This window comes from Streptomyces sp. SID8352, assembly GCF_009862265.1.
Taxonomy (GTDB): Bacteria; Actinomycetota; Actinomycetes; order Streptomycetales; family Streptomycetaceae; genus Streptomyces.
The window spans coordinates 118,241-135,396 of the sequence record NZ_WWGX01000030.1 but is presented as its reverse complement, the minus strand read 5'-3'; the positions used below and the strand labels follow the sequence as shown (position 1 = coordinate 135,396).

At 72.0% G+C, this 17,156-nt stretch carries 14 protein-coding genes; 3 read left to right on the top strand and 11 right to left on the bottom strand.

Annotated elements, in window-relative coordinates:
- Positions 1-436 precede the first annotated feature (436 nt).
- Positions 437-3,577, top strand: coding sequence for a DEAD/DEAH box helicase (locus GTY84_RS09925; RefSeq protein ID WP_161225784.1), 3,141 nt, complete (start codon positions 437-439; stop codon positions 3,575-3,577).
- A 102-nt stretch (positions 3,578-3,679) separates the two neighbouring features.
- Here GTY84_RS09925 and GTY84_RS09920 read toward each other — a convergent pair whose 3' ends face one another.
- On the bottom strand, positions 3,680-4,150 hold the full coding sequence (locus GTY84_RS09920) for a carboxymuconolactone decarboxylase family protein (RefSeq protein WP_161225783.1): 471 nt from the start codon (positions 4,148-4,150) through the stop codon (positions 3,680-3,682).
- A 281-nt stretch (positions 4,151-4,431) separates the two neighbouring features.
- Between GTY84_RS09920 and GTY84_RS09915 the strand changes: the two genes are divergently transcribed.
- Entirely contained in the window at positions 4,432-4,734 is a 303-nt protein-coding gene (locus GTY84_RS09915) for a hypothetical protein (RefSeq protein ID WP_161225782.1), read from the top strand.
- Between the two features lie 279 nt (positions 4,735-5,013).
- On the opposite strand, the gene GTY84_RS09910 is transcribed toward GTY84_RS09915, so the two are convergent.
- From GTY84_RS09910 to GTY84_RS09900, 3 genes are all read right to left on the bottom strand, one after another.
- Positions 5,014-5,373, bottom strand: coding sequence for a VOC family protein (locus GTY84_RS09910; protein ID WP_161225781.1), 360 nt, complete (start codon positions 5,371-5,373; stop codon positions 5,014-5,016).
- Between the two features lie 88 nt (positions 5,374-5,461).
- Positions 5,462-7,027 carry an MFS transporter gene (locus GTY84_RS09905; RefSeq protein ID WP_161225780.1) on the bottom strand — a complete coding sequence of 522 codons (1,566 nt, stop codon included), beginning with the start codon at positions 7,025-7,027 and terminating at the stop codon, positions 5,462-5,464.
- 117 nt (positions 7,028-7,144) lie between these two features.
- Positions 7,145-8,407: a DUF445 domain-containing protein gene (locus GTY84_RS09900; RefSeq protein ID WP_161225965.1), complete on the bottom strand. Its 1,263-nt coding sequence runs from the start codon at positions 8,405-8,407 to the stop codon at positions 7,145-7,147.
- Positions 8,408-8,850: 443 nt separating this feature from the next.
- Between GTY84_RS09900 and GTY84_RS09895 the strand changes: the two genes are divergently transcribed.
- Complete coding sequence (locus GTY84_RS09895; protein WP_161225779.1) at positions 8,851-10,239, top strand: SGNH/GDSL hydrolase family protein; 1,389 nt, start codon at positions 8,851-8,853, stop codon at positions 10,237-10,239.
- A gap of 483 nt (positions 10,240-10,722) precedes the next feature.
- Here the strand turns inward: GTY84_RS09895 and GTY84_RS09890 are convergent, their stop codons facing one another.
- The 7 genes from GTY84_RS09890 to GTY84_RS09860 all read right to left on the bottom strand — a co-directional run bounded on the left by GTY84_RS09890 (position 10,723) and on the right by GTY84_RS09860 (position 17,127).
- Entirely contained in the window at positions 10,723-11,541 is an 819-nt protein-coding gene (locus GTY84_RS09890) for a DUF1707 domain-containing protein (RefSeq protein ID WP_161225778.1), read from the bottom strand.
- A gap of 98 nt (positions 11,542-11,639) precedes the next feature.
- Positions 11,640-12,818 (bottom strand): protein-L-isoaspartate(D-aspartate) O-methyltransferase, encoded by a 1,179-nt coding sequence (locus GTY84_RS09885; protein WP_345943383.1) that lies wholly within the window; start codon positions 12,816-12,818, stop codon positions 11,640-11,642.
- On the bottom strand, positions 12,815-13,783 hold the full coding sequence (gene tgmB, locus GTY84_RS09880; protein ID WP_161225777.1) for an ATP-grasp ribosomal peptide maturase: 969 nt from the start codon (positions 13,781-13,783) through the stop codon (positions 12,815-12,817). Before tgmB ends, GTY84_RS09885 begins: the two co-directional genes overlap by 4 nt.
- On the bottom strand, positions 13,783-14,118 hold the full coding sequence (locus tag GTY84_RS09875; RefSeq protein WP_237532158.1) for a hypothetical protein: 336 nt from the start codon (positions 14,116-14,118) through the stop codon (positions 13,783-13,785). The genes tgmB and GTY84_RS09875 overlap by 1 nt, the downstream gene beginning before the upstream one ends.
- A gap of 131 nt (positions 14,119-14,249) precedes the next feature.
- A complete protein-coding gene (locus GTY84_RS09870) occupies positions 14,250-15,254 on the bottom strand; it encodes an ATP-binding cassette domain-containing protein (protein ID WP_345943394.1) in 1,005 nt (334 codons plus the stop codon).
- A 192-nt stretch (positions 15,255-15,446) separates the two neighbouring features.
- Entirely contained in the window at positions 15,447-16,211 is a 765-nt protein-coding gene (locus GTY84_RS09865) for an ABC transporter permease (RefSeq protein ID WP_161225776.1), read from the bottom strand.
- A gap of 115 nt (positions 16,212-16,326) precedes the next feature.
- Complete coding sequence (locus GTY84_RS09860) at positions 16,327-17,127, bottom strand: ABC-2 family transporter protein (protein ID WP_161225962.1); 801 nt, start codon at positions 17,125-17,127, stop codon at positions 16,327-16,329.
- Positions 17,128-17,156: the final 29 nt, after the last annotated feature.

The window sequence follows — 17,156 nt, the reverse complement described above, 5'->3', positions numbered from 1 at the left end:
GCTCGCGGCACCGGTTCGCCGTGCCCGGCGCAGCGGAGGATCACGCCCTCCAGCACGGTCGAGGTGCCGACGGGACCGGTCGAGGCCGCCACCGGGCGGCTCGGCATCAGGGCCGATCACCCGGGGCGAGGTCGACCCGACCTACGCGGATCGCGGCAGCAACTCCCCCACAATTACAGGCCCGTCGCGAGCGGGAGGGCACGACAGGCTCCTTCCGGCAGACGTCCGTTGTAGTTCAGTCAGCACTCGACGGTGAGGGTGCCCCAGCCACTCCTCTCGCCGAGGAGGCCAGAGAAGGAGAACGGCATAGGGGACATGCGGGGTGGTGTTGCGCTCCCAGATCAACTCACCCGCACCATGGGGGGATGGGCTTCCCCTTGCGTCAGTGACTCCTGTTAGAACTGGGTCACATTGATGAGTAGGGCAAGGGGGCCAAGTGGACGAGGCGGGAAGTACAGCGCAGCCGATTGCGGGCGTCTACGAGAGGCTGATCACCGACGGTGTGCGCGGTGATCTGGACCGTCTCGAAGCCGCGGGATGGAAGGCGGTGGACGCGCAAGTGAGCGCGGAGTCATCGCCTCATGTACTGGCACGGCACATCGCCGAGGTGATCACAGAGCGGCTTCTTAGCCTCCCGCTCGACCAGCAGGTGCCCTTCGCCAACCGCATACTGCGTTCCCTGCACGACACTGCCCCCGGGCAGGGGACAACCGAGTCGATTGTCGAGGGCCCGCGTCAGCTGCTGGCGCTGGCCGAGCAGGAGGCTCCCGGAGCCTACGCGCTCCGCCCGTTGACCCCGCTCTCTGAGACCTCGCTGCTCACCAACGCGCCCGAGGATCTCAGCCTGGGCACAGAGCTGAGGGCGGAACTCGCCACCGCGGACCGCATCGATCTGCTGTGCGCCTTCGTGAAGTGGTACGGCCTCCGCGTCCTAGAGGACGTGCTGCGCGTCGCCAAGGAACGCGGCGTACCGATCCGTGTCATCACCACCACGTACATGGGCGCCACCGATCGCCACGCCCTCGACCGTCTCGTACGCGACTTCGGCGCTACGGTGAAGGTCAACTACGAGATTCGCTCGACCCGCTTGCACGCCAAAGCCTGGCTCTTCCGACGAAGGTCGGGCTTCGACACCGCGTACGTCGGCAGCTCGAACCTGTCTCGGGCAGCGCTCCTCGATGGGCTGGAATGGAATGTGCGCCTCTCCTCGGTGGCCACACCAGCCGTGTTGGACAAGTTCGAGGCAACCTTTGACGCCTACTGGAACGACGGCGCGTTCGAGACGTACGACCCCGATCAGCATGCCGAGCGCCTCGACAGCGCATTGGCTCAGGCGGGCAGTTCCACCGCACCCAGCGATCTGAAGATCAGTCTGTCCGGCCTGACCGTCCGCCCGTTCCCCCACCAGCGGGACATGCTGGAGCGGTTGAACGTGGAGCGCGAGGTCCACGACCGGCACCGCAATCTGCTCGTGGCGGCCACGGGGACGGGCAAGACCGTGATGGCTGCCCTCGACTACCGAAGTCTGTGCACAAACGCGGCCGAAGGCCGTCCGCGGCTGCTCTTCGTGGCCCACCGCAAGGAGATCCTCAAGCAGTCCCTCCGCACCTATCGCGAGGTTCTGGACGACGCCTCCTTCGGTGAACTGCTGCACGGCGGTGCGGACCCCCGCGAGTGGAACCATGTCTTTGCCAGTGTCCAGTCCCTGCATGCCCAACGGCTGGAGCAGTTGGCTCCTGACCACTTCGACATCATCGTCATCGATGAGTTCCACCACTCCACGGCCAGCACCTACCGGAGGATCATCGATCACTTCCTCCCGAAGGAGCTGCTCGGCCTCACTGCGACGCCGGAGCGAATGGACGGCCGCAATGTGCAGGACGAATACTTCGAGGGCAGGATCGCCGCCGAAATGCGATTGTGGGAAGCCCTGGAGAACGAGCTGCTCAGCCCGTTCCACTACTTCGGCATCCCCGACGGCATGGATCTGACAAGACTGAGCTGGCGGAAGGGCGCCTACCTCGATCAGGAACTCGGTAACCTGTTCACCGGCACGGATGCCCGTGCCCGCATCGTGGTCAAGCAGATCCAGGACAAGATCTCTCATCCCGGCGCCATGCGGGCCCTCGGGTTCTGTGTGTCCAAGGCACATGCCCACTACATGGCGGACTTCTTCCGCAGGGCGAACTTCCAAGCGGTGGCGCTCGACAGCGACTCCCCGCCCGATGTACGTGCCTCTGCTCTCGCCGATCTCCGTGACGGCAAGCTGCAGGTGATCTTCTCGGTGGACCTGTTCAACGAGGGACTCGACATCCCTGACGTGGACACCCTGCTCCTTCTGCGCCCCACCAGCAGCGCGACGATCTTCCTCCAGCAACTCGGGCGAGGGCTTAGGCGTACGGAGACGAAGCCAGTACTGACCGTACTGGACTTCATTGGACAGCACCGAGCCGAATTTCGCTTCGAAGAACAGTTCCGCGCCCTGACCAACCTTTCACGTAATCGGCTCGTCGAACACATGGAGCGGGATTTTCCACAGTTGCCGTCCGGGTGTCAGATCATCCTGGAAGGCAAGGCGAAGGATCTCGTCCTCGACAACATCCGCACCCAACTGGGCGCGACGGTGAACACGCTCGTGAAGGAGGTGAAGGCATACAGCACTCCCCGACTGTCGGATTACCTTCGAGAGAGCCGTCGCGATATCAGCGAGCTCTATCGGAGCAACCACTCATGGACGGCGATCCTCCGCCGGGCTTCCCTACTCACCGGAAGCACCCCGGAGGCCGAGTCAGCGCTACTGAAGCGGATCCACTCCTTCCTGCATGTAGATGATCCTGAACGAGCTCAGGCGTATGACCGCATCCTGGACGACCAGGCTCCCCCGTACGATGCACTGAGCCCCCGCGACCAGGCCTATGCCCGCATGCTGTTCTTCACCCTCTGGGATGACGCGGGCGGGTTCACCAGCTACGAAGACGGCCTCGCGTCATTGCGCCCGCTCCGTGCCGTTCGAGACGAGCTTCGCCAAGTGCTGGCCCATGTCATGCAGCATGCCGACCACGTTCCGATCCCCTTGTCCGGTCGCCTCAGCGGCATCCCGATGAAGGTCCACAGCTCGTACAACCGGTCGGAAATCCTGGCTGCTCTCGGAGTCGCCCGCCTCGGGGGCAGGATGCCCAAGAGTTTCGCCCAGGGTGTCGGATGGGCCGAAGAGTTCCAAACAGATGTCCTTCTCATCACCTCGGATAAGAACGAGAGGGAGTTCTCTCCCACGGTCCGCTACAAGGACTACGCACTGAGCCCCTCCCTTTTCCACTGGGAGTCACAGAACGCGACTGCGGCCGATTCTTCCACTGGACTGCGCTACCAGCAGCACGCAGAGCGCGGCAGTCACGTCCTTCTTTTCATGCGGCGGTACAAGAACACGGACATAAAGAAGGCCCAACCCTGGATGCTCCTCGGCCCGGCAAGCTATGTCGACCACACCGGTAGCAAGCCGGTGGCCATCAAATGGCATCTCCGTCACGAGTTGCCAGCCGACGTGTGGGCCTATTCAGCAGCCATCCAAGCCAGTTGATCCCACCGTCCGGGCAGGGAGGGGTGCATCTCCCTCCCTGCCCCAGGCGCGCGCCGTGCCGGAGCGCTCTGCCGAGGGGGCCCGGGGACAGTCGGGAACGGATCAGCCGAACATGCCCGGTTCGTAGTCGCCGGCCGGCTGCTGGACGATGACGTTCAGGCGGTTGTACGTGTTGATCAGGGCGATCAGCCCGACCAGCGCGGTGAGTTGCTCCTCGTCGTAGTGGCGGGCCGCGTCGGCCCAGGCCTCGTCCGTGACGTGGCCGCCGTCGGGGAGGCGGGTGCCCTGCTCGGTCAGTTCGAGGGCGGCGCGTTCGGCGTCGGTGAAGACCTTCGCCTCCCGCCAGGCCGCGATCAGGTTGAGGCGGAGCGAGGTCTCGCCCGCCTTCGCGGCGTCCTTGGTGTGCATGTCGAGGCAGAAGCCGCAGCCGTTGATCTGGCTGGCGCGGATCTTCACCAGCTCCTGCGTCGCCTCCGGCAGGGACGAGTCGCCGAGGATCTTGCCGGCCGAGTTGATGTGGCGCAGGAACTTGCCCGCGAGCGGGCTGCCGAACATGTTGAGACGCGCTTCCATGGTGGTGCCTCCGTCGTTCAGGTCGAATCGCTGGGTGGGGGCCTCGCCCCGGTCCACACAGCTACGACGGACGCGGGGCCGCCGATGTGACGGGTACGCGCGCTGTTCGTATGGTGACCTGCGTCTCACTCCCGCCGGAGCCGCCGGGGTCGCCGGGGCCGCTGGGCCGTCCGGTGGTGCGCGCCGGGCCCCGCCGGGACCGGCCCGGCGTGAGCGGCCCCGCCCGCGCGGTCTACCCTCGCGGTGACGGACGCAGGGCGTCGGCAGGACAGGAGGCAGGCATGGCCAGGGTTCCCAGCGCGGTGGTCGCCGCGGGTGGTCTCGTCGGCGGGTACGGCGTGGCCCGCTGGACCGGGAAGCGGCAGCTCGGCGGGGTCGTGCTGGCCGCCGCCGGGGCCGCCGCCGCGCGGCAGTGGCGGGAGCGGGCCGGGGGCCCGGCCGCGGGCGCGCTGTCCGCCGGCTACGTCGCCGCCTTCGCCGGATCGCATCCGCTGGCCAAGAAGGTCGGCGCATGGCCCGCCGTGTTCGGGGTCGCCGGGGCCGTCGCCCTGGCCTCCTGGGCCGTCGCCGACCGCCGCGCCTGAGCCGCCGGCCGACGACGGCGCCCCCGGCGCCCCCTGCGCTCGCGGGACCGTGCGGCGACGAGTGACCCACGCCCCATGGCCTACCGGCACGGGGCCGTACCGGTACGGGGCCGGGCCCCCGTCCGCGCGACGCCCCGCCGACGCGACGCCCGCCGACGCACCGTTCCGCCGAGGCACCGCCCCGCCCCGGGCGCGCGGCTCCCTCCCGGGCCGCCCCGTCCCGCCCCGGGCCGCCCCGGGCCGCCGCTCCGTGCCCGGCCGCCCGGGGACCGCCCCGCGTCACCCCCGGTGCGTCAGGACGTTCACCACGCGGCCGTTCGGGTCGCGGACGAAGAAGCGGCGGACGCCCCACTCCTCGTCCTGCGGCTCGCGGACGATCTCGGCGCCCGCGGCCCGCATCCGGGCGTACACCGCGTCCACGTCCTCCACCTCCACGCTCAGGTCGGGGACGACGGGCCCGGTGCGCTCCCGGGTGAAGAAGCTGATCTGCGCGGTGGGTTCGGAGGGGGAGGCCAGGGTGCGCACCCAGCCCATGTCCATGACCTCCTCGAAGCCCAGCAGGCCGTAGAAGTCGCCGTTCGCGCGCATCCCCTCCCCGTCGCCGACCTCGATGTTGGGGACGATCCTGCGGATGGTCATCGTCGTCGCGCTCCCTCGTGGCGGTCCTGTCGTGCCGGTCCCCGCACCGTACGTCCGCCCGGGGCCGGGCCGGGAGGACCCGCCCGGGTCAGCCCTTCCCGCCCGGCCCGGACCCCGGACCCGCGCCCGACCCGGACCTCGCGCCCGACCCCGGCCCCACGTCCGGCCCCTTCCCCGCCGCCGTTCCCGCCGCCGACAGCGGCTCCGCGATGTCCTCCAGCGACCGGCGCTCCGCGTTCACCGCGAGGAACGCCGCGACCAGCCCCGCCGCGCACATCAGCCCGGCGCCGATCCGGAACGCCAGCACGGTGTCGCCGACCACCCCGGACTCCGTGAGGTCGGCGAAGAGCAGCGGGCCGCTGATGCCGCCCGCGGCGGTGCCGAGGGCGTAGAAGAAGGCGATGGCCATGGCGCGGGTCTCCATCGGGAAGATCTCGGAGACCGTGAGGTAGGCGCTGGAGGCGCCCGCCGAGGCGAAGAACAGCACCACGCACCAGCAGGCCGTCATCGTCGTCGCCGACAGGGAGCCGCGGTCGAACAGCCAGGCCGTGCCGAACAGCAGCAGGCCGGAGAGGAGATAGGTGCCGGAGATCATGATCCGGCGCCCGACCGTGTCGAAGAGCCTGCCGAGCAGCAGCGGTCCCATGAAGTTCCCGGCGGCGATCACCGCGAAGTAGTAGCCGGTGTGGCCGGTCGGCACGTCGAAGAAGGTGATGAGGATGGTGCCGAAGCCGAAGGTGATGGCGTTGTACAGGAACGCCTGGCCGATGAAGAGCGACAGGCCGAGGACGGCGCGGCGCGGGTAGCGGCCGAAGACGGTCCGGGCGATCAGGCCGAAGCCGATGCTCTTGCGCTGGTGGATGGTGATCTCACCGGCGGGCTCCGGCAGCCGGATCCCCTTCTCCCGCTCGATCTCCCGCTCGACGGAGGTGACGAGCCGGTCGGCCGCCTCGCCGTGGCCGTGGATGAACTGCCATCGCGGGCTCTCCGGGACGTGCCGCCGCACCAGGAGGATGACCAGCCCGAGGACGACGCCGAGGCCGAAGCTGAGCCGCCAGCCGAGGTCCTTCGGGAAGACGGCGGTGTCCAGCATCACGATGGACAGCAGGGAGCCGCCGATGGCTCCGAGCCAGTAGCTGCCGTTGATGATCAGGTCGACCCGGCCCCGGTAGTGGGAGGGGATCAGCTCGTCGATGGCGGAGTTGATGGCCGCGTACTCGCCGCCGATGCCGAAGCCGGTCAGGAACCGGAAGAGGAAGAACCACCAGGACTCGAAGGAGACGGCGGTGAGCGCGGTCGCCGTCAGATAGACCACCAGGGTGATCATGAACAGCTTCTTGCGGCCGTGCCGGTCGGTCAGCCAGCCGAAGAACAGGGCGCCGGAGCAGGCGCCGGCCACGTAGAGGGCCGCGGCCAGGCCGGTGATCTGGGCGGACGTGATGTCCAGTCCGCTGCCGTCCTCGGCGATCCGGCCGGCCACGTTGCCGACGATCGTGACCTCTAGGCCGTCCAGGATCCAGACGGTGCCGAGGCCGATCACGATCATCCAGTGCCAGCGGGACCAGGGCAGGCGGTCCAGCCGGGCCGGGACCGCGGTGGTGACCGTTCCGGTGGCTCCGGGCACGGACCCCGGGGACGACGCGTCCGCTGTCATGGCTCCCTCTCGGGGGTGAGGACTGCTCCGGCGGTGGCCCGCGGGCGCCCCCGGGAACACCGGGCGGCCCGGAGCGGGTGCCCGCGTCCGGGCGGCTCACGCACCGCCGTCGCGCCGCTACGCCCCCAGCATGCGGGAGACCGTGTGGATCAGCAGTCCGGCGAGGGAGCCGACGACCGTGCCGTTGATCCGGATGAACTGGAGGTCCCGGCCGATGTTCGCCTCGATCTTCCGGGTGGTGTGCTCGGCGTCCCAGCTCGCCACGGTGTCCGTGATCAGGGAGGTGATCTCCTTGCGGTAGGTGGTGACGACGTAGACGGCCGCGCCCTCCACCCAGCCGTCGACCTTGTCCCGGAGGCGGGCGTCCTGGGCCATCCGGGCACCCAGCGACAGCAGCGAGGCCCGGACCCGCAGGCGCAGTTCGCTGCGCTCGTCCTCCGCCGCGGAGACGATCATGGACCGCACGGCCGTCCAGGCGGAGGCGATGAGGTCCTGGACCTCGCCCCGGCCGAGCACCTCGGTCTTGAGCCGCTCCACACGGGCGCGGGTCTCGGTGTCGGACTGGAGGTCGGCGGCGAAGTCGGTGAGGAAGCGGTCCAGGGCGCCGCGCGCGGGATGGGCGGGCATGTCGCGCATCTCGGTGACGAAGCGCAGCAGCTCCTTGTAGACGCGCTCGCCCACCTTGCGGTCGACGAAGCGGGGCGTCCATCCGGGGGCGCCGCCCTGCACGGCGCCCATCACGGAGTCGCCGTGCAGCACCAGCCAGTCGTGGGCGCGGGTGACGACGAGGTCGACGACGCGCTTGTGGCCGCCGTCGGCGACGACCCGGTCCAGCATCCGGCCGATGCCGGGGGCGATCTCCTGGGCCCCGGCCCGCCGGGTGATGGCCTCGCCCACCACGGCCTGGACGTCGGAGTCGCGCAGCACGGTGAGCGCGCCGCGCAGGGCCGCGGCGAGTTCGGCGGTGACCCGGTCGGCGTGGTCGGGTACGGCGAGCCAGGCGCCGAGGCGGCCGCCGATGCCGACGGCGCGCAGCCGTCCCCGCACGACGTCCTCGGAGAGGAAGTTCTCCCCGACGAACTCGCCCAGGGAGACGCCGAGCTGGTCCTTCTTCGTGGGGATGATGGCGGTGTGCGGGATGGGCAGGCCGAGCGGGCGGCGGAACAGGGCGGTGACCGCGAACCAGTCGGCGAGCGCGCCGACCATGCCGGCCTCGGCGGCGGCCGACACGTATCCGGCCCAGGCTCCGGCGCCCCGGTGGGCGGCCCACTCGGCCAGGGCGTAGACGACGGCGACGAACAGCAGCAGCCCGAGCGCGATCGTCTTCATCCGCCGTACGCCGCGCTGCTTCTCCTCGTCGGCGGCGCTGAAGGCGGCCATGGCGCGGGCGGCGACACCGCCGGGGGCGGAGGGGGCCGCGGAGGCGGCGGCGGGGGCGACGGAGGCGGCTCCGGCCTCCCCCGCGCCCCGGGCGGCGCCCGCCCCGGTGCCCGTGTCCCCGCCGGGAGCCCCGTCGTCCGCCGTGCCCCGGCCGGGGCGCCGGTCCCCGTCCCCGTCGCCGTCCCCGGGCCGGGGGCCGTGGCCGGGCGAGGGGTGTGGCTGGTCGCCGTTCATGCCGTTCGTCCGTTCTCCGTCTTGTCGCGTGGCCATTGTCTCTTCCTGGGGACTCCGGGAACGACGCGGGAGTTCCCGGCGTCTGTTCCCGAGGGGGAACGCCCGGGGTTCCGGCGGCACTTCCCCGGCCCATGGCCCATCATGGGTTCAGCGGAACCGGAGCCCGAGCAGCGTCGAGGGCTCCCCTCGCCCGAGGAGAACACCACAGCATGACCCGGGGTCGTGACGGGAACGCCCAGGCGTCCCCCGCAAAGCACCGTGCCCTGATCGCCGCGATCGTCGTCCTGATCCTGGCCCTGTCCAGCGCCATATACGCCGCGACGGCGTCCGACGACGGCACGGCCCGGGGCCCCGTCCGCGTGGCCCCGGGCCACCCCCGCGGCGAGGGCGGCGTCGCACCGGCCTCCACCGGCGTCTGGGCCGGTGCCTGGGCCGCCGCCCCGGCCGCGGCCGAGCCGGGTACGGAGGAGACCGGCGTCGCGGGCCGTTCCGTGCGCAACGTCGTGCACTCCGGCGTCGGCGGCACGGGGGCCAGGGTCACCCTGTCCAACCTCTACGGCCAGTCCCCGCTGACCATCAGCCACGCCTCGGTCGCCCTGGCCGCCGGGGGCGGCGCCCCGACCGCGGTCGCCACCAGCATGCGCCGGCTCACCTTCGCCGGGAGCGCGGCCGTCGTCATCCCGCCCGGCGGCCAGGTGATGAGCGACGCCGCCCGGATCCCCGTGCCGTACGGCGGCGACGTCCTGGTCACCACGTACTCCCCCACCCCCTCGGGGCCGGTCACCTACCATCCGCGCGCCCTGCAGACGAGCTTCCTCGCCGAGGGCGACCGCACCGAGGACACGGCGGGCGCCGCGTACACCGAGCGGACGCCGTACTGGCGCTACCTGACCGCGCTGGACGTGCTCACCCACGAGGCGGACGGCACCGTGGTGGCCTTCGGCGACTCGATCACCGACGGCTACGGCTCCACCCCGGACGCCAACCGCCGCTGGCCGGACGTCTTCGGCGCCCGGCTGCGCGCCGCCGCGGGCCACAAGGGCGGGGACGGGCACCGGGACGTGCCCCGCTACAGCGTCGTCAACGGGGGCATCAGCGGGAACCGGGTGCTGACCAGCAAGTCGGGCCGCCCGGCGGACAACCCCAGCGGGCTCAGCCGGTTCTCCCGGGACGTGCTGGGCCGTACCAACGTGCGGGCCGTCGTCATCGCGCTCGGCGTCAACGACATCCTGCACAGCCCCGAACTGGCCGACCGGGACAGCCTGCTCGCCGGGCTGCGCACCATGGCCGACGAGGCCCGCTCCCGGGGGCTGCGGGTCGTCGGCGCGACGGTGACGCCGTTCGGCGGATACGGCGGCTACACGGAGGCCCGCGAGGCCCTGCGCCAGGAGATCAACGCGGAGATCCGCTCGGGCCGGGTGTTCGACGCGGTCGTCGACTTCGACCGGGCCCTGCGCGACCCCGCCGACCCGCGCCGGCTGCGCGCGGAGTACGACTCCGGCGACCATCTGCACCCGGGCGACCGGGGATACGCCCGAATGGCCGAGACCCTCGACCCGCGCGCACTGCTGAAGGAGGCCCCCCGGGCCCAGCTCTGACCCCGGCCGGACCGCGAACCCGGGGAGCGCGACCAGGGCGCGGGGCGCGTGACCGGGCCGCGCGGGTCCGGGCGCGCCACGCGGCGCACGGCACCGGAACGCGCCACGCGGTCCGCGGCACCGGGGCCCACCGCCCGGGGGAGGTGGCGGAGCGCACCGGACGGGGAGCGGTGCCCGGGCCGTCGCGCAGCCCGGTGCCGACGCCGGACCTCTCACCGGGCACGACATCGCACCGCACCGCACCGCACCGCACCGGGGGATCACCGCACCCGGACGGCACGGCACCCCGGGTCACGACTGCGGGACGGTGACGCCGGGCCGTACCGCCGGGCCCGCCCGGGTCCCCCGGCACCTTCCCGCGCACCCTCCGCGCACCCGCGCCGCACGGCACCGGACCCGTGACCCGTCACCCCGCACCGCACTCCGGGGACCCGCCCCGGACGCCGCACCGGCATCCCGGCCCGCGCCCCGCCCGGCGGGAGATCAGTACTCGTCGTAACGGCGGCGGTCCCGCCGCTCCCGGCGCTCCGCGCGGATCTCGTCGCGGTGCTCCCGCGCCCGTTCGCGGTGGCCGTCGATCATCCGGCGGTGGGAGCCCTCCGCCTCGTCGCGGATGGCGTCGTGCAGGTCCCTGCGGGCCGCCTTGCGGTCCAGTCTGTCCTGGCGGCGCTCCTCCTTGAGCCGCTGCTTCTCGGCCCGGGTCAGCTTCCGCTCGACGCCGACCCCGCCCCAGAGGGCGAAGCCCGTCACGATCACGCGCGGGGCACCCGGCTCGGGCGGGACGCCCTCCTCGCGGTGGTCGAAGCCGCCCATGATGCCGATGCCGCGCACCACCACCTCGACCCCGTGCGGCACGATCACGTTCACCCCGCCCATGACGGCGACGCAGTTGATGACGACCTCGCGGTCCACGAAGTTGGCCTCGCGCAGGTCGACCTCGCCGCCGCCGAAGAGGGTGAAGCAGGTGAACTTCCTCGGCGCTGTCCAACGGCCCTTGCGCTGGAAGCCGGAGAGCACGGCGACCGCCCACGAGGACGAACCCTCGCCGCCGGTGACCCGGTCCGTCCAGTCGTCCCCGGGCGCGGGCTCCTTGGACATCGACACCACCGGGGCCGCGCCCGTGGGCAGGTCGCGGGTGATCGGTGCCAGCTCCCCGTACGTGCGGGCCCGGTAGGCGGCGTCCAGCCGCTCCTCGAACTCCGCCATGTCCAGGCGCCCTTCGGCCAGGGCGTCCCTCAGGACCTCGGCGACTCTTTCACGGTCGGCGTCGGATGCGCGGAGCTCCGGGGCGTCGTCGGTCATGACAGCAGCCTACGAGTTGTCCCCGCCCGTTCACTACGCGCCCGCCCCTTCCGGCGGCGGAAGCGGTACCGCCGCCGGAGGCTCCGGGCCGGCGGGCGTCACGCCCGCAGCCTCCAGCGGTGCACCCGCCCGCCGGGGGCGGTGTGGGCCACGGTCTGTTCACCCCCGTTGACCTCGACGGTGAACCACTCGCGACGGGGCCGGTTGAGCCGCTGCCACAGGGCGTGGGCGGCTTCCACCGGTCCCCACAGATCCCGCGGCCCGCCGACGGTGACCACCGCCGGACCGTCCGGGGTGTCCTCGACGCGGGCCACGGAGCCGTCGGCGGGATCGTGCAGGGTGGTGACGTGCAGCCCGGCATCATTGAGCCCGTAGGTGCGGACGAGACCGGGGGGCAGGTGGAGCTGGGCGAAGAACGAGAACGTCCAGTCGTCCAGCACGCGCCCCGAGAGCCGGGCCTGCGCGCCGGGCCCGTCCGGGAGGCCGGGGGCGGGCACCGCGGCCTCCACGCCGCTCCCGAGCGGCATGAACGCGGCGGGCGTGTGCAGGAAGTGACCGGCGGCGGCGCCGTCGGCGAGCTTGGTGAGACGGACGACCGAACCCCCGGCGAGGGTGCTCCGCAAGGGGACGACCATGATGCCGCCCGTCCGCAGGTGTGTCACCCATTCGGGTGGGACGCGGCGGACGGACGCGGTGGCGATGATCCTGTCGTACACAGCACCGGCGGGCAGGCCGCGCGCGGCGTCCCCGTGCCGGAGACGCGGGTCGTAGCCGATGGCGTTCAGCCGCGTCCGCGCCCTCTCGACCAGGGTCCCGGTGTGTTCGACGGTGGTCACGTGGCCGGCTCCGGCGAGGAAGCACAGCATGCCCGCGTTGTAGCCCGTGCCGGTACCGGCTTCGTAGACCTCGTGGCCCTCGTGCACGTCGAGGGCGTCGAGCATGTCCGCCATCAGGCTCGGAGCGGTCGAGGAGGAGGTGGGCACCCCGGACACCCCCTCGGGGGCCGCGTCCTCGGCGTGGACGCCGTCCACCTCGGTGATGAGGGAGTCGTCGGTGTGGACGGCGTCGAGCCACGCGTCCGGATCGTCGGTGCCGCGCCAGGGGACGAACCGCTCGCCGTCGCGGCGGTAGAAGACGGGGACGAAGGGGTGCCGGGGCACGTTGAGGAAGGCACCCGCGAGCTCCGAGGAGAGCACGACGCCGCCCCGGTCGATCTGCCGGGTGAGGGAGACCCGGGCCTCGATCAGGCGCCGTTCGTCGTCGAGGATGCGTGTCACCGGTCGGTTCCCTCCAGGTAGTCGCAGATCGCGGCCGTGATGGGCAGGCCGGTCGCCTGCTCGATGAATCCGTACTGCCCACTGGGATTCACCTCCAGGAACCGCCACTCGCCCTCCGGGGTTACGACGAAGTCGAAGGCGCCGTAGGGCAGTCCGAGCCTCGCGAGCATGCGCAGCACCCCCGCCGACACGTCGACCGGCGGTTCGCAGACCCAGTAGGTGTGGCTGGCGTAGTCGCTGCGCCAGTCGACGTGGCCGGCGTCAGAGCCGGCGTGGATCCCCGCCGCGAAGATCCTGCCGCCGACCGCTGTCAGGCGCACCTCGTATGCCTTGGGCACCCATTCCTGGAAGAGGTGCGCGGTGGTCGCGATATCGGGATGCGGCAGGTCGCCGGGCCGGAGGACGTTCGCGTACACGGCCACGGTCCGCCCCTCGGCGGTGCCGCGCACATGGAAGAACGGCTTGTACACGAGGGGGCCGTCGACCTCCTCCGCGAAGTCGCGTGCGGCGTCGGGATCGTTCGTGACCAGCGTCCGGGGCACGCTCAGTCCGGCCTCGGCCGCAACGCGCAGTTGCAGTGGCTTGTACTCGGCGTCGGCCGCCTTCCCCGGTGGCGGAAGCCACCGGCAGGGCAGAGCCGACAGCAGACCCCCGAAGCCCCAGCGGGCCTCCGTCTCGGCGACTTTGCGCGCCTCGCGGGACATCCCTTCGGGGAACCGGGGACGGGTGGGACGGCGGTAGAAGACGGAACGGACCCTTGCGAGATCGAGTGTGCGGCGTTCGTTGGCCAGCGTGCCGTGCCAGCGGCCGCCGCTGAGGCTCGCGGCGAGAACGAGCCTCAGCGGGAACTCGGCCATGTCCGCCCGAAAGACGGGCACGGCACGCCGGTTCAGTTCCTCGACCACCAGATCACAGGTCGGATCGAAGTGACCCGCCAGGACGAGGACCTGTCCGGCGTCCGCCATCAGTCGTCGCTCGGACCCGGATCGTCCGGCGCGTCCATCTGGCCCGTGGGCTTCGTGGGGCCATAGGTCTTCGGCGGGTTCTTGGTCATGTAGACGCCGGGCGGCATGCCTTCGTAACGGCCCGTCTGCGTGTCCTCGTCGTACTCGACATCACTCGGCAGGATGCCGCCCGAGGCCGACACCGGCACGAGGAACCGGAAGGCGTACGGCGACGGCCCGTCGCCACCGGAGAGATCCGGCATGGTCGGGGCACCGTCGGTACTCAGCGGCAACCGCAGTTCCGGTACGTCGAGAGCGAGGCCGACGGGGCGGCGCTCCTCCACGATGGTGCGCATCTCTTCCCCTTTCTCCAGGGATGGGCGTACTGATTCTTCCCTGCGCGCGGGGAGCGGGTAAGCCCCCGGTTCAGCCCCTTTCGGGCCGCTCGGAACGGGAGGCGCGCCCCGGGCACACCTTCCGCGCCGCGCTACCCGCCCGTCCGGTCCGCGTACATCCGGGCGATCACGGCCTCGATGTCCGGCTCCCGCACCGACAGGTCGACCAGCGGGTAGCGGGCCGCGATCGCGCCGACCAGCCCCGCCGCCGGTTCCGACGCCGGGAACGCCAGCCACTGGCGGGGCCCCTCCACCCGCACCACCCGGGCCGGGAGCGGCGCCTCGATCGGCGGCAGCTCCCGCTCCAGGTCCACCACCAGGGTCCGTTCGCTGCGGCCCGCCCCGTGCAGCCCGGCGAGGGAGCCGTCGTACATCAGCCGCCCGTGGTCGATGACCAGCACCCGGGAGCAGAGCTGCTCGATGTCCTGGAGGTCGTGCGTGGTGAGCAGGACCGTGGTGCCGCGCTCCGTGTTCAGGTCGCGCAGGAACTCCCGCACCCGGGCCTTGGAGACGACGTCCAGCCCGATCGTCGGCTCGTCCAGGTACAGCACCTCCGGGTCGTGCAGCAGCGCCGCGGCGATGTCGCCGCGCATCCGCTGCCCGAGCGAGAGCTGCCGCACCGGGACGTCCAGCAGGTCCCCCAGCCGGAGGAGTTCGACGCAGCGGTCCAGGTTCTCCCGGTAACGGGCCTCCGGCACCCGGTACATGCGGCGCATCAGCCGGTAGGAGTCGATCAGCGGCAGGTCCCACCAGAGGGTCGTGCGCTGGCCGAAGACGACACCGATCCGGCGCGCGAGCCGGAGGCGGTCCCGGGACGGGTCGATGCCCGCCACCCGCAGCCGCCCGCCGCTCGGCGTCAGGATGCCGGTGAGCATCTTGATCGTGGTGGACTTCCCCGCGCCGTTCGGTCCGATGAACCCGACCACCTCGCCGCGCGCCACCTTGAACGACAGCCCGTCCACCGCCCGGACCCGCCGCCGCTCGCGCCGGAGCAGACCGGTGCGCCGGCGCACGTCGAAGACCTTCTCGACGCCGTCCAGCGCGATGAAGCCCGCGTCGGACCCGGCAGCCGCGTCCACCCACCCCTCCGGGGCCACCGCCCCTTCCGACGCCACCCCGCCCTCCGGCACCGACACGCCCTCCGGCGCCACCCCGCCCTCCGGCGCGACGGCCCCCTCGGGCGCGACCGCGCCCCCCGGCACCGCAGCGTCCCCCCGCACCCCCGGCCCGCCCGGCTCCGTCACGTCACCGCTCCTTCCGCCCGTACCGTCCACTCCGCGTCCCATCCCTCAGCTCCCCGTGCTCCGGTACGACCGCAGCCCCGCCCGCCAGGCCAGCCCCGCCAGCGCCCCGCAGGCCACCGCCACCAGCGGCGGCGCGAACGCCACCCACTCCGGCAGCCGCACCGGGAACGGGCGCCCCAGCACATGGCTCGCCGGGAGCCAGTTGACGAAGGCCAGCGGCACCACGAAGGTCACCCCGCGCACCATCTCCCGCGCGAACACCGTCGGCGGGTACTGGAGCAGCGTCGTCCCGCCGTAGGTGAACGCGTTCGCCACCTCCGAGGCGTCCTGGGCGGCGAACTGGAAGGCGCCCGACGCGACCATCACCGCGCAGAAGATCCCCGCCCCGCTGACGATCATCACCGGCATCAGCAGCAGCCGGTCCGCCGTCCACTCCACGTCGATCCTCGTCAGCGCGTACCCCAGCACCAGCGAGCCCTGGAGCACCCGGCCCACCCGGCGCGGCGCGAACCGGTCCGCCGCCACCTGGGCCAGCACCGGCGCCGGACGCACCAGCAGGACGTCCAGCGTCCCGTCGCGCACCCGCGCGCCGAGCCGGTTGGCGGGACCGATCGCCAGGTCGGCCAGGCCGAAGGCGACCGCGGACAGCCCGTAGAGGAACGCCACCTCGGGCAGCCCGTAGCCGCCGAGCGCCTCGACCCTGGAGAACATCAGCAGGATCGCGACGAAGTCCAGACCGCTCATCACGAAGTTGGCGACCGCCATCAGCACGAAGGAGGTCCGGTAGGCCAGGGCCGACCTGATCCACATGGCGGCGATCAGACCGTAGGCCCGCACCCCCTCCGCGACCCGCCCGCCGCGGCGGTCCCCGTCCCCGGGCGTGCCCGGCCCCGGAAGCGCCGCCCGCGCCGTCCCCGTCCCCCTCTCAGCCACCCTGGACCACCACCCGCCGTGTCGCCGCCGCCTGCACCAGCCGCCCCGCCCCCAGCAGCGCCACCGCCCACGCCCCCTGGAAGGCGAACGTCCCCCATGGGTCGGCCTCCCCCAGCAGCACGTCCGCAGGCGCCTGGAGCAGCGACGACCACGGCAGGACCCGCACCACCTCGCCCAGCGTGCCCGGGAACACGTTCAGCGGCAGCAGCATGCCCGAGCAGAACATCCCCGCGATCATCGCGAGCTGCGTCGTCCCCACGCCGTCCATCAGCCAGAACGCGGAAAGCGCCACCAGGAACCGCAGCGCGAAGCCGACCAGCATCGCCAGCCCCACCGCCACCAGGAACGCCGCCCAGGTCGCCACGTCACCCGGAAGCGCCACCGGGAAGAACACCGATCCGAACACGAACGGCAGCACCCCGCGCCCCAGCAACTGGAACAGCGACCGGCCCACGTCCGCCGCCAGCCACCAGAGCTGGAGATCGGCCGGCCGGTACAGATCGACGGCGATATCACCCGTACGGATGCGCTCCATCAGTTCGTCCTCGATGCCCCCGCCCGCGATCGCCAGCGTGGACAGCAGCGCCTGTCCGAGCCATACGTAGGTCACCGCCTGGGCCTGGTCGTAGCCGCCGAGCTGCGGTTTCTCGTCCCACAGGGCGAGATAGGTGTACACCAGGACCAGCCCGAAGACCGTGTTGGTGAACACGCCCGCGGCGGTGGCCGTCCGGTATGTCGCGTACCGTCGGAAGCCCCCCGCCGCCACGGCCGCGTACAACCGTCCCGAGCCCACACCCACCGTCTCCTCCTCCGCCCGGCACC